The sequence below is a fragment of the Micromonospora inaquosa genome (assembly GCF_003857055.1).
Lineage (GTDB): Bacteria > Actinomycetota > Actinomycetes > Mycobacteriales > Micromonosporaceae > Micromonospora > Micromonospora inaquosa.
On sequence record NZ_QGSZ01000122.1, the window covers coordinates 1 to 22,680 of the forward strand.

The 22,680-nt window shown below is 72.0% G+C and carries 22 protein-coding genes, 1 tRNA gene and 1 pseudogene; 19 read left to right on the forward strand and 5 right to left on the reverse strand.

Annotated elements, in window-relative coordinates; translation table 11 throughout:
* Positions 1–52: 52 nt before the first annotated feature.
* The 6 genes from DLJ59_RS03075 (at position 53) to DLJ59_RS03100 (ending at position 4,816) form a co-directional block, all read left to right on the forward strand.
* Entirely contained in the window at positions 53–457 is a 405-nt protein-coding gene (locus DLJ59_RS03075; RefSeq protein WP_167493813.1) for a YjbQ family protein, read from the forward strand.
* Positions 458–586: 129 nt separating this feature from the next.
* Complete coding sequence (locus DLJ59_RS03080) at positions 587–1,030, forward strand: MarR family winged helix-turn-helix transcriptional regulator (RefSeq protein ID WP_124771019.1); 444 nt, start codon at positions 587–589, stop codon at positions 1,028–1,030.
* A 51-nt stretch (positions 1,031–1,081) separates the two neighbouring features.
* Positions 1,082–3,565, forward strand: coding sequence for a thiamine pyrophosphate-dependent enzyme (locus DLJ59_RS03085; protein ID WP_124770996.1), 2,484 nt, complete (start codon positions 1,082–1,084; stop codon positions 3,563–3,565).
* Between the two features lie 112 nt (positions 3,566–3,677).
* A complete protein-coding gene (locus DLJ59_RS03090) occupies positions 3,678–4,115 on the forward strand; it encodes a DUF3052 domain-containing protein (protein ID WP_030330240.1) in 438 nt (145 codons plus the stop codon).
* Between the two features lie 88 nt (positions 4,116–4,203).
* Positions 4,204–4,668, forward strand: a complete 465-nt coding sequence (locus DLJ59_RS03095; RefSeq protein WP_124770997.1) for a peroxiredoxin — start codon at positions 4,204–4,206, stop codon at positions 4,666–4,668.
* 76 nt (positions 4,669–4,744) lie between these two features.
* A tRNA-Val gene (locus tag DLJ59_RS03100) sits at positions 4,745–4,816 on the forward strand.
* Between the two features lie 108 nt (positions 4,817–4,924).
* Here DLJ59_RS03100 and DLJ59_RS03105 read toward each other — a convergent pair.
* On the reverse strand, positions 4,925–5,512 hold the full coding sequence (locus DLJ59_RS03105; protein WP_124770998.1) for a TetR/AcrR family transcriptional regulator: 588 nt from the start codon (positions 5,510–5,512) through the stop codon (positions 4,925–4,927).
* An 84-nt stretch (positions 5,513–5,596) separates the two neighbouring features.
* Here DLJ59_RS03105 and DLJ59_RS03110 point away from each other — a divergent pair, with 84 nt between their 5' ends.
* Positions 5,597–6,052, forward strand: a complete 456-nt coding sequence (locus DLJ59_RS03110) for a nuclear transport factor 2 family protein (RefSeq protein WP_208648534.1) — start codon at positions 5,597–5,599, stop codon at positions 6,050–6,052.
* A complete protein-coding gene (locus tag DLJ59_RS03115) occupies positions 6,049–6,273 on the forward strand; it encodes a heavy-metal-associated domain-containing protein (protein WP_124770999.1) in 225 nt (74 codons plus the stop codon). The genes DLJ59_RS03110 and DLJ59_RS03115 overlap by 4 nt, the downstream gene beginning before the upstream one ends.
* 49 nt (positions 6,274–6,322) lie before the next feature.
* Here DLJ59_RS03115 and DLJ59_RS38050 read toward each other — a convergent pair whose 3' ends face one another.
* Entirely contained in the window at positions 6,323–6,457 is a 135-nt protein-coding gene (locus DLJ59_RS38050) for an SDR family oxidoreductase (RefSeq protein WP_425271381.1), read from the reverse strand.
* A 207-nt stretch (positions 6,458–6,664) separates the two neighbouring features.
* Here DLJ59_RS38050 and DLJ59_RS03125 point away from each other — a divergent pair, with 207 nt between their 5' ends.
* The 3 genes from DLJ59_RS03125 to DLJ59_RS03135 all read left to right on the forward strand — a co-directional run bounded on the left by DLJ59_RS03125 (position 6,665) and on the right by DLJ59_RS03135 (position 9,172).
* Positions 6,665–7,291 (forward strand): HAD-IA family hydrolase, encoded by a 627-nt coding sequence (locus DLJ59_RS03125; protein ID WP_124771000.1) that lies wholly within the window; start codon positions 6,665–6,667, stop codon positions 7,289–7,291.
* Between the two features lie 166 nt (positions 7,292–7,457).
* Positions 7,458–7,937, forward strand: coding sequence for a GNAT family N-acetyltransferase (locus DLJ59_RS03130; protein ID WP_158630774.1), 480 nt, complete (start codon positions 7,458–7,460; stop codon positions 7,935–7,937).
* Positions 7,938–8,029: 92 nt separating this feature from the next.
* Positions 8,030–9,172, forward strand: coding sequence for a polysaccharide pyruvyl transferase family protein (locus DLJ59_RS03135; RefSeq protein ID WP_124771002.1), 1,143 nt, complete (start codon positions 8,030–8,032; stop codon positions 9,170–9,172).
* Between the two features lie 8 nt (positions 9,173–9,180).
* Here DLJ59_RS03135 and DLJ59_RS03140 read toward each other — a convergent pair whose 3' ends face one another.
* Positions 9,181–9,387 (reverse strand): hypothetical protein, encoded by a 207-nt coding sequence (locus DLJ59_RS03140; RefSeq protein WP_124771003.1) that lies wholly within the window; start codon positions 9,385–9,387, stop codon positions 9,181–9,183.
* Between the two features lie 82 nt (positions 9,388–9,469).
* Between DLJ59_RS03140 and DLJ59_RS03145 the strand changes: the two genes are divergently transcribed.
* From DLJ59_RS03145 to DLJ59_RS03155, 3 genes and pseudogenes are all read left to right on the forward strand, one after another.
* A complete protein-coding gene (locus DLJ59_RS03145; protein ID WP_124771004.1) occupies positions 9,470–9,988 on the forward strand; it encodes a DinB family protein in 519 nt (172 codons plus the stop codon).
* Between the two features lie 805 nt (positions 9,989–10,793).
* Positions 10,794–13,595 (forward strand): annotated as a pseudogene (locus DLJ59_RS03150) (DEAD/DEAH box helicase); the annotation flags it as partial.
* Complete coding sequence (locus DLJ59_RS03155) at positions 13,592–14,521, forward strand: SWIM zinc finger family protein (RefSeq protein WP_124771006.1); 930 nt, start codon at positions 13,592–13,594, stop codon at positions 14,519–14,521. The pseudogene DLJ59_RS03150 and the gene DLJ59_RS03155, both read left to right, overlap by 4 nt.
* A gap of 25 nt (positions 14,522–14,546) precedes the next feature.
* Here the strand turns inward: DLJ59_RS03155 and DLJ59_RS03160 are convergent, their stop codons facing one another.
* The gene (locus DLJ59_RS03160) at positions 14,547–14,804 is read right to left on the reverse strand and encodes a DUF3040 domain-containing protein (protein ID WP_124771007.1); all 258 of its coding nucleotides are present in this window, start codon (positions 14,802–14,804) and stop codon (positions 14,547–14,549) included.
* 431 nt (positions 14,805–15,235) lie between these two features.
* Here DLJ59_RS03160 and DLJ59_RS03165 point away from each other — a divergent pair, with 431 nt between their 5' ends.
* Genes DLJ59_RS03165 through DLJ59_RS03185 form a run of 5 tightly spaced genes read left to right on the forward strand, consistent with a single transcriptional unit; the run spans position 15,236 to position 21,505 of the window.
* Positions 15,236–17,314, forward strand: a complete 2,079-nt coding sequence (locus DLJ59_RS03165; RefSeq protein WP_124771008.1) for a DUF1800 domain-containing protein — start codon at positions 15,236–15,238, stop codon at positions 17,312–17,314.
* Between the two features lie 8 nt (positions 17,315–17,322).
* The gene (locus DLJ59_RS03170) at positions 17,323–18,705 is read left to right on the forward strand and encodes a DUF1501 domain-containing protein (RefSeq protein WP_124771009.1); all 1,383 of its coding nucleotides are present in this window, start codon (positions 17,323–17,325) and stop codon (positions 18,703–18,705) included.
* On the forward strand, positions 18,702–20,120 hold the full coding sequence (locus tag DLJ59_RS03175) for a ferredoxin reductase family protein (RefSeq protein ID WP_124771010.1): 1,419 nt from the start codon (positions 18,702–18,704) through the stop codon (positions 20,118–20,120). The genes DLJ59_RS03170 and DLJ59_RS03175 overlap by 4 nt, the downstream gene beginning before the upstream one ends.
* 13 nt (positions 20,121–20,133) lie before the next feature.
* Complete coding sequence (locus tag DLJ59_RS03180) at positions 20,134–20,733, forward strand: FMN-binding protein (protein ID WP_124771011.1); 600 nt, start codon at positions 20,134–20,136, stop codon at positions 20,731–20,733.
* Positions 20,734–20,782: 49 nt separating this feature from the next.
* On the forward strand, positions 20,783–21,505 hold the full coding sequence (locus tag DLJ59_RS03185; protein WP_124771020.1) for an FAD:protein FMN transferase: 723 nt from the start codon (positions 20,783–20,785) through the stop codon (positions 21,503–21,505).
* 263 nt (positions 21,506–21,768) lie between these two features.
* Here the strand turns inward: DLJ59_RS03185 and DLJ59_RS03190 are convergent, their stop codons facing one another.
* Positions 21,769–22,440, reverse strand: a complete 672-nt coding sequence (locus DLJ59_RS03190) for a bifunctional DNA primase/polymerase (RefSeq protein ID WP_124771021.1) — start codon at positions 22,438–22,440, stop codon at positions 21,769–21,771.
* Between the last annotated feature and the right edge of the window lie 240 nt (positions 22,441–22,680).

The window sequence follows — 22,680 nt, forward strand, 5'->3', positions numbered from 1 at the left end:
CTGGTGGCGGTGGCGGCGGCTCCTGAGCCCGCCCTGGGGCAGAATGCGACGTATGCGCAGCGATGTGATCACCGTCCAGACCGGGTCCCGGCCGACCGTCCGGGACATCACCGCGGAGGCCCAGGAGTTCGTCTCCGGCGAGGGCGACGGCCTGCTGCACGTCTTCGTGCCGCACGCCACCGCCGGCCTGGCGATCATCGAGACCGGGGCGGGCTCCGACGACGACCTGCTCAGCGCGCTGGCCGACCTGCTCCCCACCGAGGACCGGTGGCGGCACCGCCACGGCTCGCCCGGCCACGGCCGCGATCACGTGCTGCCGGCGTTCATCCCGCCCTACGCCACCCTGCCGGTGCTCGGCGGCCGGCTGGCGCTGGGCACCTGGCAGTCGATCTGCCTCGTCGACACCAACGGCGACAACCCGACCCGCCAGGTCCGCTTCTCCTTCCTCCCCGGCTGACCGAACCCGAACCCCAACCCCAGACCGCCCGTCGAGCGGCAAACCGGACACCACGAACCCCTGATCGACGGGGCTGCTGCGTACGATGTGGGGGTGACGCGGCAGGTGGATACCCCAGCGGGCGGGCTGATGGATCGGTCCGACCTCGCCGCCGATGTGGTGCGGCGGATGGCGCACGTCACCGCCGCCCTGCGACACCGGCAGGGCTCCGCGTTCGCCGAGTTGGGCCTCACCCCGGCGGCGGCCCGGGCGCTGCGGGAGCTGGACCCGGACCACCCGCTGCCGGCCCGGGACCTCGCCGGTCAACTGGGTTGCGACCGGTCGAACGTGACGGTGCTGGTCGACAAGCTGGAGCAGGCCGGGCTGGTCGAACGCCGCACCGAACCGACGGACCGGCGGCAGAAGACACTGCTGGTGACCGAGGAGGGCCGGGTCGTGCGGGCCCGGGTGATCGAGGTGATGTCCGACTCCCGACTCCTGTCCGGGCTGACCGACGTGGAGCTGGCCGCCCTTCGTGACCTGGTCTGGAAGGTGTCCGACGGTGGCTGTCCGGAGGCCTGCGGCCCGGAGTGAGCGCACCCCCGTCGGCCGTGTCCCACTGGGCGAGCACGGCCTCCGTCGGTAATGCTGTCCGACGTGACCACCCCGCAAGATCTCGACGACCGGTTCCGGGAGACGCTGGCGGCGCTGCCCGCCACCGAGCGGCGGCGTGACCCCGCCGACCCGGTCACCGACGACGCCCCACTGACCGGCGCGCAGGTGCTGAACCTGTTCGACGCGCAGGTGACCAGCCGGCAGCTCGACCTGGCCGGCCGCTGGTTGCGCAGCTTCGGGGAGGGTTTCTACACCATCGGCTCGGCCGGGCACGAAGGCAACGCCGCGGTCGCCGCCGCGCTGCGTCCCACCGATCCGGCGTTGCTGCACTACCGATCGGGCGCCTTCTACTGCCTCCGTGCCACCCAGGCCGCCGGCGACCCGACGCCGACCGCCCGCACCGAGCCGTCCGATCCCGAATCCACCGTCGACGGTGAGTCGACCCGCGACCCCGAGCCGACCGCCGACCCGCGGCTGTCCGAATCGGAGCCGTCCGGGCCCGAACCGACAGCGGCAACCGTGGCCGTCGACGGGTTCGCGGCATACGCCGACGCGGCCCGGGACGTGCTGCGCGGGATGGTCGCGTCCAGCCTTGAGCCGATCGCCGGTGGTCGACACAAGGTTTTCGGCCGAGCCGACCTGGCCATCGTGCCGACCACCTCCACCATCGCCTCGCACCTGCCCCGCGCCGTGGGGATGGGACTGGCGGTGGAGCGGCTGCGCCGGCTGGACAGCGCCGGACGGCGTACCGGGGCCGGAGTGCGGGTGGGCAGCGGCGCCGGAGCCGCGCACTCCCCGTGGCCACCGGACGCGATAGTGGTCTGCTCGTTCGGCGACGCCTCGGTCAACCACGCCAGCGCCACCGCCGCCTTCAACACCGCCGGGTGGTACGACCACGCCGGGCTGCGGATCCCGGTGCTCTTCGTCTGCGAGGACAACGGGCTGGGCATCAGCGTCCGCTCGCCGGAGGGCTGGGTCGAGGCGACCCTGCGGGCCAAGCCGGGCATCCGCTACTTCAGCGCCGACGGGGCCGACCCGGTGCAGACGTACGCGGTGGCGGCGGAGGCCGCGGCCTGGGTACGCCGCAACCGGCGGCCGGCCGTGCTGCACCTGCGCACCGTGCGGCTGATGGGGCACGCCGGGGCGGACGCGGAATCGGCGTACCGGAGCCCGGCCGAGTTGGCCGCGGACCTGGACCGGGACCCGGTGGCCGCCACCGCGCGGCTGCTGGTCGACGCCGGCGTGGCGACCGGCGAGGAGCTGCTGGCCCGGTACGACGAGACCGGCTGGCAGGTACGCCGGCTGGCCGAGGAGGTGCTGGGCGAACCGAAGTTGGCCGCCGCGGCCGAGGTGGTGTCGGCGCTGGCCCCTCGTCGTCCGGTACGGGTGGCGCGGGCGGTGGCCGACGCCGCGGCGCGGGCCAGCGGGCCGGGCGCGGGCGCCCGGGCGGAGGCGTTCGGCGGTAAGCCGCCGGAGCTGGCCGGGCCGATGACGTTGGCGCAGAGCATCAACGCCGCACTCGCCGACGGAATGCTCGACCACCCGCAGATGGCGATCTTCGGTGAGGACGTGGCCGCCAAGGGCGGCGTGTACGGGGTGACGAAAGGGCTGCGCGACCGCTTCGGGGCGGCCCGGGTCTTCGACACCCTGCTCGACGAGACGTCGGTGCTCGGGCTGGGCCTCGGTGCCGGGTTGGCCGGGATGCTGCCGGTGCCGGAGATCCAGTACCTGGCGTACCTGCACAACGCCGAGGATCAACTGCGCGGCGAGGCGGCGACCATGCGGTTCTTCTCGCAGGGGGCGTTCCGCAACCCGATGGTGGTGCGGGTGGCGGGCCTGGCGTACCAGGAGGGGTTCGGCGGGCACTTCCACAACGACAACTCGGTGGCCGTACTCCGGGATGTGCCCGGTCTGGTGGTCGCGGTGCCGGCGCGGCCGGACGATGCCGCGCCCATGCTGCGGACCTGTCTGGCGAGCGCGGCGGTGGACGGCAGTGTCTGCGTGTTCCTGGAGCCGATCGCGCTCTACCACACCCGTGACCTGTATGCGGAGGGTGATGGGGAGTGGCTGGCCGGCTATCCGGAGCCGGGCGGGTGGGTGGCCGGGCACGTGCCGATCGGACGGGCCCGGGTCTACCGGGTCGGCTCGGCGGACGACCTCACCATCATCACCTTCGGTAACGGGGTGCGGATGTCGCTGCGGGCCGCGGCCGTCCTCGCCGAGGAGGGGGTGGGCACCCGCGTGGTGGATCTGCGCTGGCTGGCCCCGCTGCCGGTGGCCGACATCATCCGGGAGTCCGCTGCGACCGGCCGGGTGCTGGTGGTGGACGAGACGCGCCGCTCCGGCGGGGTCGGCGAGGGCGTGATCGCCGCGCTGGTCGACGCCGGATATGTCGGCGCGGCACGACGAGTGGCGGGAGTTGACTCGTTTGTACCATTAGGTCCGGCAGCACGTCACGTACTGGTCTCCGCGGACGCCATTACCGACGGTGCCCGTACGCTGCTGGCACGGTAAATTCCGTTCCACCCGGTGCGCCACTTGCGCGCAGACGCACAACTGTGTGGACTTTGCCTGACGGCGTCGCACTGACGCCGCGAGCAGGGACGAGATGAGGAGGCACGCGACAGTGAGCGCGACCGCTGGTCAGGCCGCCGACGGGGTTCGCAGCCTGGCGGACCGGTTCGGAATCGAACCGGGGATGGTCGTCATGGAGATGGGGTACGACGACGACGTCGACCAGGATCTCCGAGACGCCCTGACCGACCGCTGTGGAGATCTGGTCGACGAGGACACCGACGAGGTGGTCGACGCGGTGCTGGTCTGGTACCGGGACGGCGACGGTGACCTCTTCGAGCTGCTCGTCGATGCCCTCGGCCCGCTGGCCGACAACGGCGTCGTGTGGCTGCTCACCCCGAAGGCGGGGCGCGAGGGGCACGTCGAGCCGAGCGAGGTCGCGGAGTCCGCGCCCACCGCCGGCCTTCAGCAGACCTCGACCGTGAACGCCGGCCGGGACTGGAGCGGCGCACGTCTGGTGCTGCGTCGAGGGGCCAAGGCCAAGAAGTAGCCAGCGCCGCTCCGCGCGCCCGACGGTCCCCCCACCGCCGGGTAGCAGGCCGGTGCCGTTCATCCGACTTGACGCGAGGAGAGTTCGCATGCCCATCGAGGTTGGTGCCGAGGCGCCGGACTTCGTGCTCAAGGACCAGAACAACCAGGAGATTCGCCTCGCGGACTTCCTGGGCAGGCGCACAGTGCTGCTGGTCTTCTACCCGCTCGCCTTCACCGGCACCTGCCAGGGCGAGTTGAGCGAGATACGAGACAACCTCGGCGAGTACGTGAACGACGACGTCCAGGTGCTGACCGTCAGCGTCGACTCGGCCTACAGCCACAAGATCTGGGCCGACCGTGAGGGCTACCAGTTCCCGATGCTGGCCGACTTCTGGCCGCACGGCGCCGTCGCCCAGGCGTACGGGGTCTTCAACGACGTGGCCGGCGTCGCCAACCGGGGCACCTTCGTCATCGACAAGACCGGCGTGGTCCGCTTCGCCGAGATGAACACCCCGGGCGAGGCCCGCGACCAGCAGGGCTGGCGCAAGGCCCTCGCCGAAGCGGCCAGCTGACCGGGGTACGCCGTGCGCCCGGGTCGGTGGCGGGCAGGTAAGCTTGCCAGCCACCGGCCCGCCACACGGGCGATCCGGGCGCGTAGCTCAGTGGGAGAGCACCCGCCTTACAAGCGGGGGGTCGCAGGTTCGAAACCTGCCGCGCCCACCCTTCATCATCCATCGAAACCACCTGCGCCTGCGTCGGGAGTGCCCCGGCCTCGTCGGGTGGGTCGGCGATATCTCGGGCACGCCTCGCGGTAGTGCCTGCACATGATCATGCTCCGGGGTGCAGCATCCTGATCAGGACGGTACGCAGCGCCTCGGCGGCCTCGGCCGGAGTCATTCGGCCGGCGTCGACCTCCTCGCCCGCGGCGTGGCCGAGTTTGATGGTGATCGCGGCCAGCCAGCCGGCCGGGAGCCCTGTGTCGAACTCGCCGCTCGTCTGACCGCGCTGAATCACGCGGTTGATCCGGTCGGCGACCGGTGCGTGGCGTTCCTCGTCGACGTGTGGGCTCACCGGAAGTGACGCGATCTGCTGGATGAGGACCGGATAGCGCCCGGCGGTCTGGGCACCGGCGTTGAGGACGCGGATCAGCGCCTCCGTGGCGGAGCCGGTGTCCGGGTCGGCGGCGTCCATCGCGGCGACGGCCTCGTCGGTGATCCGTTGCACGACGGCCGCCATCAGGTGCTCACGGGACGGGAAGTGGGCGTAGACGGTCTGCCGGGTCACGCCGGCGGCGCTGGCGATGGCGTCGAGGCTCGCGTCGGGCTGCGCGTCGAGCAGTCGGACTGCCGCGTCGAGGATCGCGCTGCTGTTGCGGCGGGCGTCGGCACGGCGGTTGCGGTCTGCTGAGCCAGTCATCTCTTACACCTTGCCAAAGTTATCGGACGGCGATATTTTACAAGCCGTAAAGATTAGTCGAATCACAAGCTGACGGTGGGTGGCATGGGCGGTCTCGACGGCATCGATCCGAAAGAGTTCATCGGGAACTTCTTCACCTCCTTCACGAACGATCTGGTTCGCGGCGACGAGGATCCGGCAGTGGTCGTCGACAGGTACCACACGCCCGACATTGTGCAGTTCGCCGACGGCAACCGGATGGACCGCACCAAGCTCATCGCGCACACCCGCCCGGTGCGCAAGCATCAGACCGGCGCCCGGTGGGAGGTGCATGAGGCCATGGCAGACGGGGACCGGATCGCCGCCCGCTACACACTGCACTTCCAGACGTCGAAGCGGGCAGGCAGTGTGGACGTCCACTTCTTCGGTCAGTTCGCTGTCGACGGGCGAATGCGCCAGGCCCACATGCTCACCCGATCGGTTCCCGCCAAGGCCAGCGGTGTCGCCCCGGCCGAGGTCGGCTCGGAGCCCTCGCCGGACCCAGGGCAGTCGCCGGCATGACCGTCAGCAGCTATCGGGTGGTCGGTATGGCCTGTGGGCACTGTGCGGGCTTCGTCGCCGAGGAGATCGAACGGATTCCCGGCGTCACCGCCGTGGCGGTGGACGTCGAACGCGACACTGCCACGGTGACGAGCGATCGACCCCTCGACATCGCCGAGGTACGAGCCGCGGTCGAGGAGGCCGGCTACGAGCTGCCCGAACCGCGTCCGTCACCGGGATGATGGGCGCCCGCACGACGCCGTCGCCGTCGCGCGACGACGCCCGGGCTCCTCAGCTGGTGACGCCGCCGTCCACGTTGACCACCGCACCGGTCACGTAACCGGCCTCGGGGCTGGCCAGGTGCGCGACGATGGCCGCGATATCGGCGGGGAGGGCGTACCGGCCGACGGCGGTGAATCCGCCGATCGCCGCCGCCTTCGGTCCTGCTCATCGCGTAGAGCGTCAACCCGGGAAAGACCGCCCGTTCACCGCCGACCTCCCGTCCGGCGGCTATCGGACCCCTCGCTCCGACCTCCAGGTCCGATACCCGCCGCCGAAGTTGCGTGCGTCGTCGGAGTCGGCGGACCATCGCGGTCTTGACCTCGTGAGGCGAGCGATTCGGGGAGTGTGCTGGTGAGACTGGCAGGCATTGGCGCGGTGCTGTTCGACATGGATGGCACCCTGGTCGACTCCGACGCCGCCGTGGAGCGGGCCTGGGAGCGGTGGGCCGGCGAGTACGACGTCGACCCGGAGGCGGCGCTGGCGATCGCGCACGGCAGCCCGGCCGACCGGACCATCCGCCGACTGCTGCCCGCGCTCGACGACAGCGCGGTCGCCACCGCCGCGGCACGACAGCTCGCATTGCAGTACGACGACCTGTCCGACGTGACGGCCACCCCCGGAGCGCACGAACTGCTGAGCACGCTGGCCCGGCTGGGTTTGCCCTGGGCGGTGGTGACCAGCGCCGACGCCCGGCTGGCCGAGGCGCGGCTCGGCGCCGCCGGCATCAAGGCGCCGGTGCTGGTCACGGTGGAGGACGTACGTGTCGGCAAACCGCACCCGGAGGGTTACCTGCGCGCCGCGGCGCTGCTGGGCGTCCCCGTCTCGCGTTGCCTCGTCGTCGAGGACGCCGAGGTCGGCCTGCGGGCCGGGCGGGCGGCCGGTGCGATGACCGCCGCGCTCAAGGGGCTCGACGGCGACCTGCGCCTCGATGACCTGGCGCAACTGGCCTGCCAACTGGAGTCGACGACGGCACCCTGACCCCGCCCGCAGGTCAACCAGTGCTCCGTCTGGTCGGGCGGACGGCGGCCAGGGCGGCACCACCCGCCGCCGGGCCACACACCCGGGGCCGCCCCGTCGGAATCTGTTGGCGTGTCCCGGCCGGTTCTGCTGCACTACCCGCTGGCCACGACGAAGGGGAGACGCTGTGGAGTTGACGTTGACGCCGACGACGGCAGAGGAGTTGGCCCGCCTGCTGGGGCCGCTGCAGCAGGGGTACGCCGAGGACCTGGTGGCCCACCGGGGGATGACCCCGGAGGCGGCCCTCGAACGGACGGTCACCCAGATCCGGGAGCTGTTGCCGGCCGGCGCGGCCACCGAGGGGGTCCTGCTGCGGACGGCCCGGGCCGGTGACACCGAGGTCGGCTGGATCTGGGTGACACTGCCGGCGGCCGCCGCCCCGAACCAGGCGTGGATCCACAACATCGAGGTGCACGAGGAGCATCGGGGACGCGGGTACGCACGACGGATGATCCAGCTCATCGAGGCCGAACTCGCCCACCTCGGCGTGCCCGAGCTGGGTCTGAACGTCTTCGGTACGAACACCGTGGCGATCGGCCTCTACCGCAGTCTGGGCTTCGAGGTCACCGCGCAACAGATGGCGAAGCGGATAACCCCGGCGGGCTGAGCTGGCGAAGGTCCACCGACGGTCCCCTCGGCAGGACTGTTCACCTGCCCAGCGGGAAACCGGCGCGGACCGCACCTGGGGAGGAGCGACGGATGACGCACGGCGCCGGACTGACCATCGGTGTGCTCGGCTCGTACGGTGGGCGAAACCTCGGCGACGAGGCGATCCTCACCGGCCTGCTCACCGATCTGCGTACGCAGGAACCGAACGCCCGGATCATCGTCTTCTCCCGGAACCCGGAGCACACCCGGGCCGCGCACCCGGACGTCGAAGCGGTGCCGTGGGAGGGCGTGAGCCGTACCGACTCGGCCCTGGTCCTGGCCCAACTCGACCTGCTCATTCTGGGTGGCGGCGGCATCCTCTACGACCGGGAGGCCCGCCGCTACCTGCGGGTGGTCCGGGTCGCCCAGGAGCGGGGCCTGCCGCTGATCACGTACGCGGTGGGGGTCGGGCCGCTCAGCGACGGGGTGGACACCGGCATGGTTCGGGAGACGCTGTCCAGCGCGACCCAGGTGACCGTCCGGGACCAGGAGTCCCGGATGGTGCTGGAGGAGGCGGGCCTGCTCAACCCGATCACGGTCACCGCGGACCCGGCGTTCCTCCTGCAACCGGAGGAGTTCCCGGCCCATCTGCTGGCCGAGGAAGGTGTGCCGGTCGGCAAGCGGTTGGTCGGGATCAGCGTGCGCGAGCCGGGCCGTGCCGCCGAACGCCTCGACGTCGATGGTTACCACCGGCTGCTGGCCCAGATCGGTGACTTCCTGGTGCACCGGATCGACGCGTACGTGCTGTTCGTGCCGATGGAGCGCGACGACATCCGGCACTCCCACGGGGTGCTGTCGCACATGGTCGCCGCCGAGCGGGGTCGAATCCTGCACGGCACCTACTCTCCGCAGCAGGTGCTGGGGCTGATGCGCCACTTCGACCTGGCCGTCGGCATGCGCCTGCACTTCCTGATCTTCGCGGCGATGGTCGGTACGCCGTTCCTGCCCCTGCCGTACGCCGGCAAGGTCTTCGACCTGGCCCAACGGCTCGGTGTGCCGGCGCTACGCGGCGTGGAGCGGGAGGTCGAGGGGCCGCTGCTGGCCGAGGTCGACCGACTCTGGGACGAGCGGGAGCAACGCGCCGAGGCCACCGCACGACGGGTAGCCGAAGTGTGCGACCAGGCGCGGGGCACCGCGGAGGTCACCCGCGGCGTGTTGGAGAGCCTGCGCAGCCAGACCCTCACCCGGGTCTGAGCGGGCGGTCACACCGCCGGGCCGGTCCACCGGTAGCGCCACTCGCGGGCCTCCTCGCGGGCGGACTCCAACTCGTAGATCTGCGCGTCGGCCAGCCCACCGGAGCCGAGGTGATGGTGGGTCAGCGGCGGGCGGCCGTTGCTGTCCAGTTCGACGGTGACGGTCTGCCCGTCCGCCGTGCCGCCGACGAGAAGGATCTGCACGGATGAAGCCATGCGCCCATCCTGCCCGGCGTGACGCCCGCCCGCAGCGGATAGCGGGGCAGCGGGGTGACCGGCCGGTGGCTAGGGTCGGCGGATGGAGCAGACGATCGATCCCACGCTCGGTCCGGTGCTCGCCCGCACCGGGGACGAGCGCGCCGTCCTGACCTCGTTTCTCGACTTCCACCGGGCCGTGCTGCTGCGCAAACTGCGCGGGCTCTCCGACGCCGACGCCCGCCGCCGGCTGGTGCCCTCGGCGACGACGCTCCTCGGTTTGGTCAAGCACCTGACCATGGTCGAGCGGAACTGGTTCCCGACCCTGTTGGCCCCGGAGCCCGGCGACGTCTACCTGACCTCCGAGGAGGACGCGGTCGCCAGCTTCCTGCTCGGCGACCAGGAGAACGTCGCGGGGATCGTTGAGGCGTACGAACGGGCCTGCGCGCGCTCCCGGGCGGTCGCCGCGAGCGTCGACCTCGACCACGTGGTGCCGCACCCGCAGCTCGGTGAGGTGTCGGTGCGCTGGATTCTGGTGCACCTGATCGAGGAGACGGCCCGGCACGCGGGCCACGCCGACATCCTGCGCGAGCTGACCGACGGCGAGTGCGGCGCGCTCTGAGCCCTGGGTACCGGTGTTGCCCCTCCCACCTCCAGCCCCTCCAGCCCTCGCGATCTTGCACTTTCGGCTGCGACAAAAGGTGCAGTCTTCGCAGATTGTCGACACAAACTGCAAGATCGCGCAGGTGCGGCGGTGGGTGTGGCGGTGGGTGTGGGTGTCTGGTCTGTCGGGCCGCCTATCCTGGGGGCGGACGGGCGACTAGGGGGAGCAGGTGCTGGTCATCCACGGGCTGTGGTTGCCCGGCGACGGCTCGACCGGCGGCCTCGCCGTCTGGGCCGAGGACAGCGCCGCGCCGGTTCCCGCCCCGCGTTCGGGTCGCCCGGCCCGGGAACGCCCGCACCCCTTCGCCGCCGGGCACACCGACCTGGCCGCCGTCCTCGCCGAGGCCGCTGAGCCGACCCGGCTGGACACCGCGCTGCTCACCCTGCCCACAGTGGCGGGCGCGCCGACCGACTCACCCGAGCTGATCCGGACCACCGTCGCACCTGCGGCCCGCGGCCGGCTCACCCTGGCAGGGTGGCGGGTCCCCACCCTGGTGTACGCCCCGGACGCCGCACTGTCGCTGCTGCACGCCCTCGACGACATCCCGGCGGTACCCGGGGCCACCCTGAGGCACCTCGCCGAGCTGGCCGACTTCGCCGCCGACCTGGTGACCCGTGGCCGCGTCCTGCCCGGCGTGCGCATGCCGACGGGCGACCAGCCGCTCGGCGCTGGCGCGACAGTGGTCGCCGGCGCTGGCGCGACGGTGACGCCCGGCGCTGGCGCGACGGTGACGCCCGGCGCTGCCGGCGAGGTGCCCGCGCAGGCGGTCTGGCGTCCGCTGCTGACCGGCACCGACGCCGCCTGGGCGCGATCGCTGGCGCTGGCCCTGCCACCCGCCGCCCGAGCCACCGTCGTGCCGCCCGCGGCCGCCGCGTTGCCAGCGTCCACCGCAGCCTCTGCTCAGCGACGCGCCGAGAGCGAGGCTGTGGCGACCGCCGGTTCTGGCGGGCGCGAGCTGACCGCCGCTCAGCGACGCGCCGAGAGCGAGGCTGTGGCGGCCACCGGTTCTGCCGTCGGCGAGCTGACCGCCGCCGCGCTGGTCGCGGATGCGATCGATGCGCTGACCGACGCCGCCGCGCGGGCCGCGCTGGCGACCACCACGCTGGCCCGAGGGCTGCGCCCGGGTGGTCCGGCGCCGGCCTGGTTGGCCGCGCTCGCCGGCCCGCAGCGGGACTTCAGCATCGACCCGGCCGGGCTCGCCACCCTCTGCACCGAACTGGACGTCTGGCAGCGCGACGCCGCCGGTGGCCCGGTGCGGGCCAGTTTCCGCCTGGTCGAGCCGGCCCCCGACGAGGTCACCGAACCGATCCTGGCCACCCGGGCGGTGCCGGCCGCCACCGCGCCGGTGCCCGCCGGCACTACACCGGTGCTGGCCGACACGGTGCCAACCGGGTCGACGGGTGGCGGGCGCTGGCGGCTGGAGTTCGGGTTGCAGGCCGCCGACGAGCCCGGTCTGCACGTCGACGCCGGTGAGGTCTGGCGGGCGCCGCAGACACTCGGCGGCCTGGCCGGCCGGACGACCAGCCCGCAGGAGACGCTCCTCGCCGAGCTGGGTCGGGCCAGCCGGCTCTGGCCGGACCTGGACGCCGCGCTGCGTACCGCCGCCCCCGAGGCGATGGAGCTCGACGTCGAGGGGGCGCACCGCTTCCTCAGCGAGGGTGCCCCGGTGCTGCACGCGGCCGGTTTCGGGGTGCTGCTGCCGTCCTGGTGGCAGCGCCCGTCGGCGCGCCTGGGCGCCCGGTTGCGGGCTCGCAGCCGCACCGCGCCGGGCACTGTGGGTGGCGCCGATGCCGGTGTCGGTCTGGACGCCCTGGTCGACTACCGCTGGGAGATCGCCCTCGGTGACCAGCCGCTCTCCGCCGAGGAGTTGGCGGCGCTGGCCGAGATGAAGACCCCGCTGGTGCGGCTTCGTGGCCGGTGGGTGGAGTTGGACCCGGGTCGGCTCGCCGCTGGTCTGCGCCTGCTCCGCTCGGCGGGTGAGCTGACCGTCGCCGACCTGCTGCGCCTCGGGTTGGCCGACGGTGAGGCGACCGGCGCGCTGCCGGTGCTGGAGGTGACCGCCGACGGGGCGCTGGGCGATCTGCTCGCCGGCGCGGTCGAGCGGCGACTCACCCCGCTGGACCCGCCGCCGGGTTTCCAGGGGACGCTGCGGCCGTACCAGCAGCGTGGCCTGGCCTGGCTGGCGTTCCTGCGCTCACTCGGCCTGGGCGGTGTGCTCGCCGACGACATGGGGCTGGGTAAGACGGTGCAACTGCTCGCGCTGCTCGCCGGGGACCCGCCGGAGGCCGGGCCGACCCTGCTGGTCTGTCCGATGTCGCTGGTCGGCAACTGGCAGCGGGAGGCGGCGCGGTTCACCCCGGGGCTGCGGGTGCACGTACACCATGGTGCCGAGCGGGCGCGGGGGGCGGAGTTCACCGCGGCCGCGCACGGCGCGGACCTGGTCCTCACCACCTACTCGGTGGCCGCCCGCGACGCCGCCGACCTGGCCGGCATCGACTGGCACCGGGTGGTGGTGGACGAGGCGCAGGCGATCAAGAACGCGTCGACCCGGCAGGCCGAGGCGGTACGCGCGTTGCCCGCGCGGCAGCGGGTGGCGGTCACCGGTACGCCGGTGGAGAACCGCCTCGCCGACCTCTGGTCGATCATGCAGTTCGCCAACCCGGGTCTGCTCGGGCCGGCCGCGACGTTCCGTAAGCGGTTCGCCGAACCGATCGAGCGGCACGGCGACGCCGAGGCCGCCGAGCGGCTGCGCCGGATCACCGGCCCGTTCGTGTTGCGCCGGCTCAAGACCGACTCCTCGATCATCTCGGACCTGCCCGAGAAGCTGGAGATGGAGGTGCTCTGCAGCCTCACCGCCGAGCAGGCCGCGCTCTACCGGGTGGTGGTCGACGACATGCTCGCCCGGATCGAGACCAGCGACGGCATCGAGCGACGCGGCCTGGTGTTGGCCACCATGACCCGACTCAAGCAGGTCTGCAACCACCCCGCCCAACTGCTGCGCGACGGCTCGCCGTTGGAGGGCCGCTCCGGCAAGCTGGCCCGGCTCACCGAGATCCTGGAGGAGGTGTTGGCGGCGGGGGAGCGGGCGCTGCTCTTCACCCAGTACGCCGAGTTCGGTGCGATGTTGCGCGGTCACCTGTCGGCGCGGTTCGGCCGGGAGGTGCTGTTCCTGCACGGTGGCCTGGGCAAGGCTGAGCGGGACGCCCTGGTGCAGCGTTTCCAGTCGGCGGAGGGTCCGCCGCTGTTTGTCCTGTCCCTCAAGGCCGGCGGCACCGGGCTGACCCTGACCGCGGCGAACCACGTGGTGCATGTGGACCGGTGGTGGAACCCGGCGGTCGAGGATCAGGCCACCGACCGGGCGTTCCGGATCGGGCAGCGCCGACGGGTGCAGGTCCGCAAGTTCGTGTGCGCCGGCACTGTCGAGGAGAAGGTGGCCGCGCTGATCGCGGACAAGCGCAGCCTCGCCGAGCGGGTGGTCGGCACCGGTGAGCAGTGGATCACCGAGTTGTCCACCGGCCAGTTGCGGGACCTGTTCGCCCTGGAGGCCGGGGCGGTGGTGGAGTGAGCGAGCCGAGGGCTGGCGTGAGCGAGCGGAGCACCGACCGGTTCGCCGACTACGGGCGCCCCCGTCGGGTCGACGGGGGTCTGCGGGCGCGCAGCGCCCGGGGCGCCATCGGCCAATCCTGGTGGTCGCGGCGTTTCCTGGAGGTGCTGGAGTCGTTCGCGCTCGGCACCCGGTTGACCCGGGGCCGGTCGTACGCGCGGGCCGGTCAGGTGCTCACGCTCGACATCACCCCCGGGCGGGTCAGCGCGGTGGTGCAGGGCTCCCGGCCGCAGCCGTACCAGGTGTCGATAGCACTGGAGCCGTTCCCGGCCGCGCTCTGGTCCCGAATCGAGGACGAGCTGGCCGGGCAGGCGTTCTTCAGCGCCCGGCTGCTCGCCGGGGACCTCCCCGACGAGTTGGAGGAGCTGTTCGTCGCCGCTGGCGCGCCGCTGTTCCCGGCGGCCGTCGACGAGCTGACCCAGCGCTGCAACTGCCCGGACTTCGCGGTGCCGTGCAAGCACCTCGCGGCGACGTTCTACCTGCTGGCCGAGGCGTTCGACGCGGACCCGTTCGAGCTGCTGCACTGGCGCGGTCGGTCCCGCGCGGAGTTGCTCGACGCACTCCGCACCCGCCGGGTCGCGGCCACCGGTGCCATCCCGCCGGCCGACGAACCGTCCGAACCGGACGGTGTGGTGTCGGTGGTGGACGTCGTGGCGCCGGTCGGTGCCGCCCGCGCGCTCACCGGGCTGTCGGCGACGCCGCTGGCGGAGGCGGCGGACCGGTTCTGGTCAGCGCCGGTGCCGCTGCCGGATCGGCCGCCTCGACTGGTGACCGGCACCGACCTGCTGCTGCGCCAGCTCGGAGCACCGGCCCCGGCCATCGGTGGGCCGGGAATGCTCGAACGGTTGCGCCGCGCGTACCGGACCTTCGGCCCGGCGGACCGGTGAGCCGTACCGTCGAGCGGTTGAGCGGTCATGTCCAGCGGCGGCGGAACCGCCACATGATCGCGGCGTTGGCCATCAGCACCACCGCGCAGATCGCGCCGGTGAGCCGACCGGCGAACACGGCTATCGCCGGCAGTGACGCCCACAGCAGGATGGTCAACAACATCAGGTAGCGGCCCCTGCGGGCCCGGGACCGGTGGTCCAACTTCTTGAAGAAAGCCGGGTCACTCTCTCGGAGCTGACGGGTGATCTGGTCGAATCTGCGCTGATCCTCTTTGCTGAGCATGGCGCTGCCTTCCCCTCACGCGTTCAGCGGTTCGGCGGCATACCCGCTGCGGTGGCGGCTCACGCTCGCCCGCTGCTGCTACTTTTGCTCCGCGCGAACGCGCTTCATGTCCGGCTTACCCCGACCTTAAATTTGCCTTTGGTGGGGAACGACGCCGAAAGTGTCGGGTACGGCGGCGTGGTCCGATCCGTGTTTTGCTGGCGCGCGTACGCCCTGCTGGGAGAGTCTGCGGTCCGATCCGCCGCACCGCCCGCCGACGAGGCCGCGCTGAACGGTGTCTTAAGTGCCCTCACGAGCGTGTTGCGACCGCCTTGAAGGGCCCTGGGGCCTTGGTTACTTTGCCGTAGCAACCCCCTCAGGCAACAGTCGCCGCACCTGCCGCACCTGCCTGGTAGCAGCTTCCGGCGCTCATCAGAAATTGGGATTGGTACATGGCCGACCAGAATGTGCCACCACGTCGACCGCGGGACGACCGCGGTTGGGACGGACACCAGCACCACAGCGCTGACGGCTACGGCGACCCCCACCCGCCCGCGCCATACGGCTACGACTCGCCCCACCCGCAGCAGGGCGGCTACGCCGCGCCGGCCGACCCGCGTGGGCAGTACGCCGGCCAGCCCGCACCCGCCCCGCGCAGTCCGCAGTGGATCGGCCCGGAGGGCCTTGGCCGTCCGGCCCCGGCCCGTCCGGCCGGCACCGGACTGCCCACCCTCGACGATGACGACGAGCCGGATCGCAAGGTCGGCCGACGCAAGGCGATGGTGGCCCTCGGCGGCACCGCCGCCGTCGTCGCCGGTGGCGCGGCGCTCGCCATGACCCCGCAGTTCCGTGGCCTCTTCGGTGGCGAGGCGGCGGCTGGCGACGCGACCGGCAGCACGGTGACCGACGGCACCGCGGCGCGGCCCAGCGGCCAGCAGCCCAGCACGGTGCGCACCTACACCGAGCAGAACGAGAGCTACATGGGCTCCCGCGCCGGTGCGGCGCTGAAGAAGAACGCGCCGGCCGGTGGGCGCACCTTCTCCGGCCCGGCCGCGGCCGCGGCGGCGACCACGGTGACAGTAAAGACGGTGCTGGCCAAGGACCCGATCCTGCACCTGGCCCGGCGGGCCACCTTCGGAGTGACGCCCGCGCTGATCGCCGACATCAAGCGCGAGGGCATGGACGCCTGGATCCGCGCCCAGTTGGACCCGGACAAGTTGGAGCCGAGCAAGGGCGAACTGAAGCTCGCCGAGCTGCCGACCCAGAAGCTCTCCGCGCAGCAACTGCGCGACCAGCGGGACAAGCTCAACGATCAGGGCGCCCAGCCGGAGCAGGAGATGATCGACGCCACCATCGCCCGGCAGATCTGGTCCAAGCGCCAGCTGTTCGAGGTGATGGTCGACTTCTGGAACGACTTCCTGCACGTCGCCGCGGACTTCGACGGCGGCGAGGTGTACCGCAACTCGTTCGACCAGGACGTCGTGCGCAAGCACGCCCTGGGCAGCTACCCGGAGATGCTGGTCGCCGCGAACAAGCACCCCGCGCTGCTGATCTACCTGAACCAGAAGGACTCCCGCAAGGACGCGATCAACGAGAACCTCGCCCGGGAGAACCTCGAGCTCTACTCGGTCGGCGTCGACGGTGGCTACAAGGAGCCGGACGTCCGGCAGGCCGCCATGCTCCAGACCGGCCGTGGCGTCCAGGACGGCAAGTACGTCTTCCGGCCCGAGCAGCACTACGTCGGCAAGGTGAAGATCCTCGGCTTCACCCACGCCAACAACTCGGCCGACCCCAAGAAGGCCGAAGCGGCGATCGACGCGTACATCACCTACATCGCGACGCACCCGTCGACCGCGAAGTACGTGGCGCAGAGCCTGGCCACCCGGTTCGTCTCGGACACCCCGCCGAAGTCCCTGGTGGACCGGCTGGCCAAGACGTACACCACCAACAAGGGCATGATCAAGCCGGTCCTGATGACGCTCTTCTGCTCCTCGGAGTTCTGGGCCGGTGTGGGCCAGAAGGTGCGCCGGCCGATGGAGTACCTGGTCGCCACGTACCGCACCCTGGGCGTCTCGCCCGAGGCGTCGCCGAAGCACAACAACGGCGACAGCAAGCGCACCCCGTACGCCCGGGGGCTGCGCCAGATCAACGACAAGCTGCGCGAGTTGGGTCACTACCCGATGGGTCAGCCCACCCCGGACGGCTACCCGGACGTGTACGTCGCCTGGACCTCGGCCGGCACCATGGTCAACGGCTGGAACGAGGCGGGCGAGATCCTCGCCGGCTACCGCACCACCTTCACGCACACGCCGCCGGAGAAGCTGGTCGGCAAGCCGCCGGCGACGGCCGGGGCGTACGTGGACGCGCTCTCCCAGCGGTTGGTGGGCCAGAAGTTGAGCACGCGGGAGAAGAACCTCATCCTCGGCGTGGCCGGTGTGTCGGCGACCGCCAAGGTCGACGCCACGTTCAACGGGGCCATCACCGCCGTCGCGCGGGCGATCCTCGCTTCCCCCCAGCACCACCTCCGGTGAGGCACCCGATGGAGAAGACTGTGTACAACTCTTTCCCCCTGCACCCCGAATGCCCGGACGTGCGACGGCTGGCCGACAACCCGGCCGAGGCGTTGCTGCGCGCCGAGGCCGACATCGTCGCCGCCGAGAACGCCGCCGAGTTCGACAGGTACCGCACCCTGGAGGACCTGGAGGAGGCCCAGCAGGACGGGCGGGGCGTGACCCGGCGGACCTTCGTCGCCGGTGCCGCGGCCACCGCGACCGCGCTGGCCACCGCCCAGTTCGTCACCACCTCGGCGTCGTTCGCGGCGACCAAGACCGGCACCCTGATCCACGTCTTCCTCTACGGCGGGCTGGACGGGCTGAGCCTCGTCGCTCCGGACAACGACCCGGTGCTCGCCAAGGCCCGCCCCGACCTGCTGCTCGGAAACGACTCGCTGGCCCTGGGTCGCGGCTTCAAGCTGACCAGCGCGTTCAAGCCGCTGGAGAAGTGGCTCGCGGCCGGTCAGCTGGGCTTCATCCCGGCGGTCTCGGACGAGCGGCTGTCCCGCAGCCACTTCCAGGCCGCGGACGCCTGCAACCTGGGCGGGTTGCCCAACGAGACCGGCGGCCGGGGTTGGCTCGACGGGCTCGTCGACAACCTCGGCAAGGGCACCGCGTTCCGCAGCGTCGGCGTCGGCAGCACGCTGCCCCGCTCGTTGGTCGGCAACAACGGCGCGCTCTCGCTGAACAGGGTCGGCTCGCTGCGGCTCAACGGTGAGGAGCGGTTCCGTGCCGCCACCGAGAAGGCCATCAAGGGCCTCTTCACCGGGATCAACCACCCGGTCGAGGAGGCCGTGCAGGAGGGCATGGGCGCGTTGGCCACCGCCCAGAAGCTCGCCGCGAAGCCGTACCAGCCCGCCGAGGGCGTCAAGTACGAGGGCGTCGGCAACGCGTTCCAGCAGCTCGCCCAGCTGATCAAGGGCGGCGCCAACGTGCGGGTCGCCACTGTCGGCATGGGTGGCTACGACACCCACGAGAACCAGGGCACCCGCGAGGGCGGCCAGCTGCACCGCCGGTTGAACGAACTGGCCAACGCGATGGCCGCGTTCTTCACCGACCTCGGCCCGCAGGCCGCCGACGTCACGATCATGGTGTCGAGCGAGTTCGGCCGGCGGGTCGGCTCCAACACCGGCGGCACCGACCACGGGCACGGCGGCGTGGTCACCCTGCTCTCCGGCAAGAAGCTGGCCGGTTCGCTGCTCGGCACCTGGAACGGCCTGGACAAGCTGGACTCCGGTGACGTGCCGGAATACAACAACATGTTCAACGTCTACGGCGCTGTGGCGCAGGGCCGGTTCGGGCTCACCAACGCGGAGGTCGACAAGGTCTTCCCCCGCCAGAAGTACGCCCCGATGAAGCTGTACGCGTGACGTACCCGCACACCCACGCCACCGGCCGCCGCACCGGGACCTCGTCCCGGCACGGCGGCCGGTCGGCTGCGCCCGTACCCCCGCAGGTGCCGGCCCGGCGCGGACCCGGCGGCCGACGGCTGCTGGGCGTGCTGCTCCTGGTCGGTCTGCTCGCCGCCGTGCTCCCGTGGTGGTTGGGCACCCCGGCCGGATCGTTGCGGAGCACCGCGGCCACCGTCACCGCGGCCGGCCGGATCACCGGCCTGGTCGCCGGCTACCTGCTGCTGGTGCAGGTGCTGATGATGAGCCGCCTGCCGGTGCTGGAACGGTGGATCGGCGGCGAGCAGACGGCCCGCTGGCACCGGGACATCGGTGCCACCCTGCTGGTCACCGTGCTGGCGCACATGTCGCTGATCCTCGTCGGCTACGCCGACCTGCGTAACCAGTCGGTCCTCGCGGAGGTCGGCACGCTGCTCGGCGACTACGAGGACATGGTCTCGGCGTTCGTCGCCACCGGCGTCATGATGCTTGTCGGGTTCAGCAGCATCCGGGCGATCCGGCGGGCGTTGCCGTACGAGCTGTGGCACCTGCTGCACCTGTCCAGCTACCTGATCCTGCTGCTCGGTTTCGGCCACCAGTTCACCCACGGCGCGCAGCTGTACAAGCCCGGCCCGGTGCGCACCGGCTGGATCGCGCTCTACCTCCTGGTGGTCGCCGCCCTGCTCTGGGGTCGGGTGATCGCGCCGTTGGCGTTCAACCTGCGCTACCGGCTGCGGGTCGCCGACGTGGTCGCCGAGAGCACCGACACCATTTCCATCTACCTCACCGGGGAGCGGCTGGGTCGGCTGGCGATGCTCGGCGGCCAACACTTCCGCTGGCGGTTCCTCACCCGGGGCTGCTGGTGGCAGTCGCACCCGTTCTCCGTCTCCGCCGCCGCCAACGGCCGCTGGCTGCGGGTCACCGTCAAGGTGGTCGGCACCCACACCGCCGACCTGCGCGACCTGGACCCGGGCACCCGGGTCTGGGCCGAAGGCCCCTCGGGCACCTTCACCGCCGCGCACCGGCTGCGCGAGCGGGCGTTGCTGATCGCCGGTGGCAGCGGCATCACACCGATCCGGGCGATGCTGGAGGAACTGCCGCCGGGCGCCGCGCTGATCTACCGGGCCCGCACCCCGGCCGACGTGCTGCTCAGCCGCGAGTTGGACTGGCTGGCCCAGGAGCGCGACACCTCGGTCTGGTACGTCATCGGTTCCCGCGACGACCCCGGCCCCCGGCAGCTGATGAGCCCGGACGGGCTGCGCCAACTGGTGCCCGACGTGGCCCGACGCGACGTCTACCTGTGCGGGCCACCCGGACTGGTGGAACAGTCGGTGCGTGCGCTGCGGCGGGCCGGAGTGCCCCGACGGCAGATCCACCTGGCCACGTTCGAGCTGTAGGAAGGGCATACCCATGCGTCGCGTGTTCCTCGCGATCACCGGCCTGGCCGCCAGCACCACCGCGCTGGTGGTGTTCAAGGGCTCGCCGGCCGCCACCCAGGTCGCCCAGAACCTGCCGACCGCCCAGCCGGTCAATCCCACCCCGCAGGAGGTCGAGCCGAGCGCCGACCCGAACGCGCCGGGCACCGACCCGGCGGACGGCGAGCCGACGCCGTCCAAGAGCGCCGACTCGCCGGTGTCGCCCAAGCCCGGCAAGACCACCGCCCGCCCGTCGACCACCAAGACCACCAAGGCCCCCAGCGCGCCGCGCACCACCAAGGCGCCCCAGCCGACCACGCGCCGGGTCACCGGCAACGGCTTCGACAACGAGTACGGGTACGTGCAGGTGCAGATCGTCGTCTCGGGTAACCGGATCGTCGAGGCCGTCGCGCTGTCGCTGCCGAGCGGGGGCGAATCCGACATCCACAGCGGCGACGTCCGCGACCGCTACGACGGCAGCGGCGGCGAGGTGGTGCAGAAGCAGAACGCGAACCTCAACACCGTTTCCGGGGCCACCGAGACCAGCAACTCATACAAGCAGTCGCTGCGCTCCGCCATCGAGCAGGCCATCTGACGTGCGGGCCACGCTGACCCGACCCGGGCTGTGCCGGGTCGAACAGATCATGGGTACGGCCATCACAGTGGACCTCGCCGACGATCTGCCCCCGGCGACGCTGCGGGAGCTGGCGGACGAGGTCTTCGCCTGGATGCACGAGGTGGACGCGCGGTTCAGCACCTACCAGCCGGCGAGCGAGGTGTGCCGCTTCGACCGGGGTGAGGTGCTGCTCTCCGAAGCGTCCGCGGACCTGCGGTACGTGTTGGAGACCTGCGCCGACCTGTGGGGCGCCACCGACGGGTTCTTCGACGCGTACGCCACGGGTCGGCTCGACCCGTCCGGCTTCGTCAAGGGCTGGGCGGCTCAGGTCGCATCGGACCGCCTCGTCGCCGCCGGTGCCGTCAACCACTGCGTGAACGCCGGCGGTGACGTGCGGGTGCGGGGTCGGTCGCCGTCCGGGGAACCGTGGCGCATCGGCATCCGGCACCCGTGGGACGCGATGGCGGCCTGCCTGGTGCTTACCGGCACCGACCTGGCCGTGGCCACGTCCGGCGTTTACGAGCGGGGCCGGCACGTGTTGGACCCGCGCCGGGGAGCGCCGGCCGGCGGGCTGCGTTCGGTGACAGTGGTCGGCACCGACCTCGGGGTGGCCGACGCGTACGCCACCGCCGCCCTGGCCATGGGCACCCCCGGCCTCGGTTGGTTGGCCCGCCTGGACGATCACACCCACGCGGCGATAACCGACAACGCCCGCCAGTACCACTCCGTCGATCTGCCGCTGACCGGCTAGCGGAGCGGGCGGTGGGTGCCGGCTGGGCGGGTGCCGGTGGGGCGTGGCCGGCCGGGGCGGGAGCCGGACGGCCGGGTGCCGGCCCAGCGGTGCCGTGGGTGGCTGCGCCGGGGCGGCTCGGTGCCGCCGGGATGAGGCACCCTGTCGTTGGTGGACATCGTTCCCCCGTTCGTGGCGCGCGTTCGCACCGTCCCCCTGTCAACGAGGACCGGCGTCCCGACGACGCTGTCGGCCACCGGATCGAATCGTCGAGCGGGCCTGTTTCACATGCCTCGTCGGGGCAGCGGCAGGTGACCGGGGAGCAGGTCGGGGGCGAGCGTCACCCCGGCGGCGCGCAGCGCCCCGATCAACGTGTTCTGCACGAGGTACGAATCCGGCAGTTGCCAGCGGGCCTGCTCCGGGGCGACCGCCCAGCGGACGGTGCCCTCCGGCAGCCGGGTGGGTGGCGCGGGGATCCACGAGCCCGGCCCATGCCGGACCACGTGGAAGCAGTGCTCCAACTCCGGCCGGAGCGGGTCGCCGGGGCGGACCAGGAACATCCACCGCCCGGTGGGCGTGACCAGCACCGGTCCGCGTACGCCGGTGCCGGCCGGGTGGATCTGGACCGCGTCGAGCACGTGCCGGCCGAGGTGGGCGGGCACCTCCAGCACGTCGAAGGCCCGACCGGTGGGCAGCAGCACCCCGTGCGGGCGGCTCCGCCACCAGGTGGCCACCCGGGCCGGGTCGGCGCTGGCGGCCAGCTCCCAGTCCTCCAGGGCGGGATGGCAGCCCACTGTGGGGCAGCCGGCCCGGCCGCAGACGAAGCGGCTGCGGGCCAGACAGGCACCGGGCGTGACCTGCCAGCCGTGTACGGCGTACCGGATCGCGACCCGGCGCAGCCGGACCCGTTCCAGTGGCGACAGCTCGGCGACGCGCGGTCCGACATTCCCCCACATGTGTGCCAACTCCTCTCGTCGGTCCCGGCGTTCGCCAGGTCGCATGTCGAGCACCGTCACTGCCGTAACCCACGATCGTTGAGGTTGACGAACGGCTCGTGCAACTTGCACGAAAAGTACGAGGACCAGCTGTACGGCTGACGTACATCCTGTGCGACCAGCGAAAACCTGAAAGTGAACAGCAGCCGTCAGGCCCGCGGACATCGCCCCGACTCGATTGGTCGTCGGTGGCAGGGGAGG

Bases quoted from the DNA above. Each gene is read 5' to 3' on its own strand.
- DLJ59_RS03075 (WP_167493813.1), top strand. From the start codon at position 53: ATGCGCAGCGATGTGATCACCGTCCAGACCGGGTCCCGGCCGACCGTC.
- DLJ59_RS03170 (WP_124771009.1), top strand. From the start codon at position 17,323: ATGGAGAAGACTGTGTACAACTCTTTCCCCCTGCACCCCGAATGCCCG.
- DLJ59_RS03185 (WP_124771020.1), top strand. From the start codon at position 20,783: ATGGGTACGGCCATCACAGTGGACCTCGCCGACGATCTGCCCCCGGCG.
- DLJ59_RS03135 (WP_124771002.1), top strand. From the start codon at position 8,030: ATGACGCACGGCGCCGGACTGACCATCGGTGTGCTCGGCTCGTACGGT.
- DLJ59_RS03160 (WP_124771007.1), bottom strand. From the start codon at position 14,804: ATGCTCAGCAAAGAGGATCAGCGCAGATTCGACCAGATCACCCGTCAG.
- DLJ59_RS03110 (WP_208648534.1), top strand. From the start codon at position 5,597: ATGGGCGGTCTCGACGGCATCGATCCGAAAGAGTTCATCGGGAACTTC.
- DLJ59_RS03145 (WP_124771004.1), top strand. From the start codon at position 9,470: ATGGAGCAGACGATCGATCCCACGCTCGGTCCGGTGCTCGCCCGCACC.
- DLJ59_RS03140 (WP_124771003.1), bottom strand. From the start codon at position 9,387: ATGGCTTCATCCGTGCAGATCCTTCTCGTCGGCGGCACGGCGGACGGG.
- DLJ59_RS03105 (WP_124770998.1), bottom strand. From the start codon at position 5,512: ATGACTGGCTCAGCAGACCGCAACCGCCGTGCCGACGCCCGCCGCAAC.
- DLJ59_RS03165 (WP_124771008.1), top strand. From the start codon at position 15,236: ATGGCCGACCAGAATGTGCCACCACGTCGACCGCGGGACGACCGCGGT.
- DLJ59_RS03115 (WP_124770999.1), top strand. From the start codon at position 6,049: ATGACCGTCAGCAGCTATCGGGTGGTCGGTATGGCCTGTGGGCACTGT.
- DLJ59_RS03180 (WP_124771011.1), top strand. From the start codon at position 20,134: ATGCGTCGCGTGTTCCTCGCGATCACCGGCCTGGCCGCCAGCACCACC.
- DLJ59_RS03085 (WP_124770996.1), top strand. From the start codon at position 1,082: ATGCTGTCCGACGTGACCACCCCGCAAGATCTCGACGACCGGTTCCGG.
- DLJ59_RS03095 (WP_124770997.1), top strand. From the start codon at position 4,204: ATGCCCATCGAGGTTGGTGCCGAGGCGCCGGACTTCGTGCTCAAGGAC.
- DLJ59_RS03190 (WP_124771021.1), bottom strand. From the start codon at position 22,440: ATGTGGGGGAATGTCGGACCGCGCGTCGCCGAGCTGTCGCCACTGGAA.
- DLJ59_RS03080 (WP_124771019.1), top strand. From the start codon at position 587: ATGGATCGGTCCGACCTCGCCGCCGATGTGGTGCGGCGGATGGCGCAC.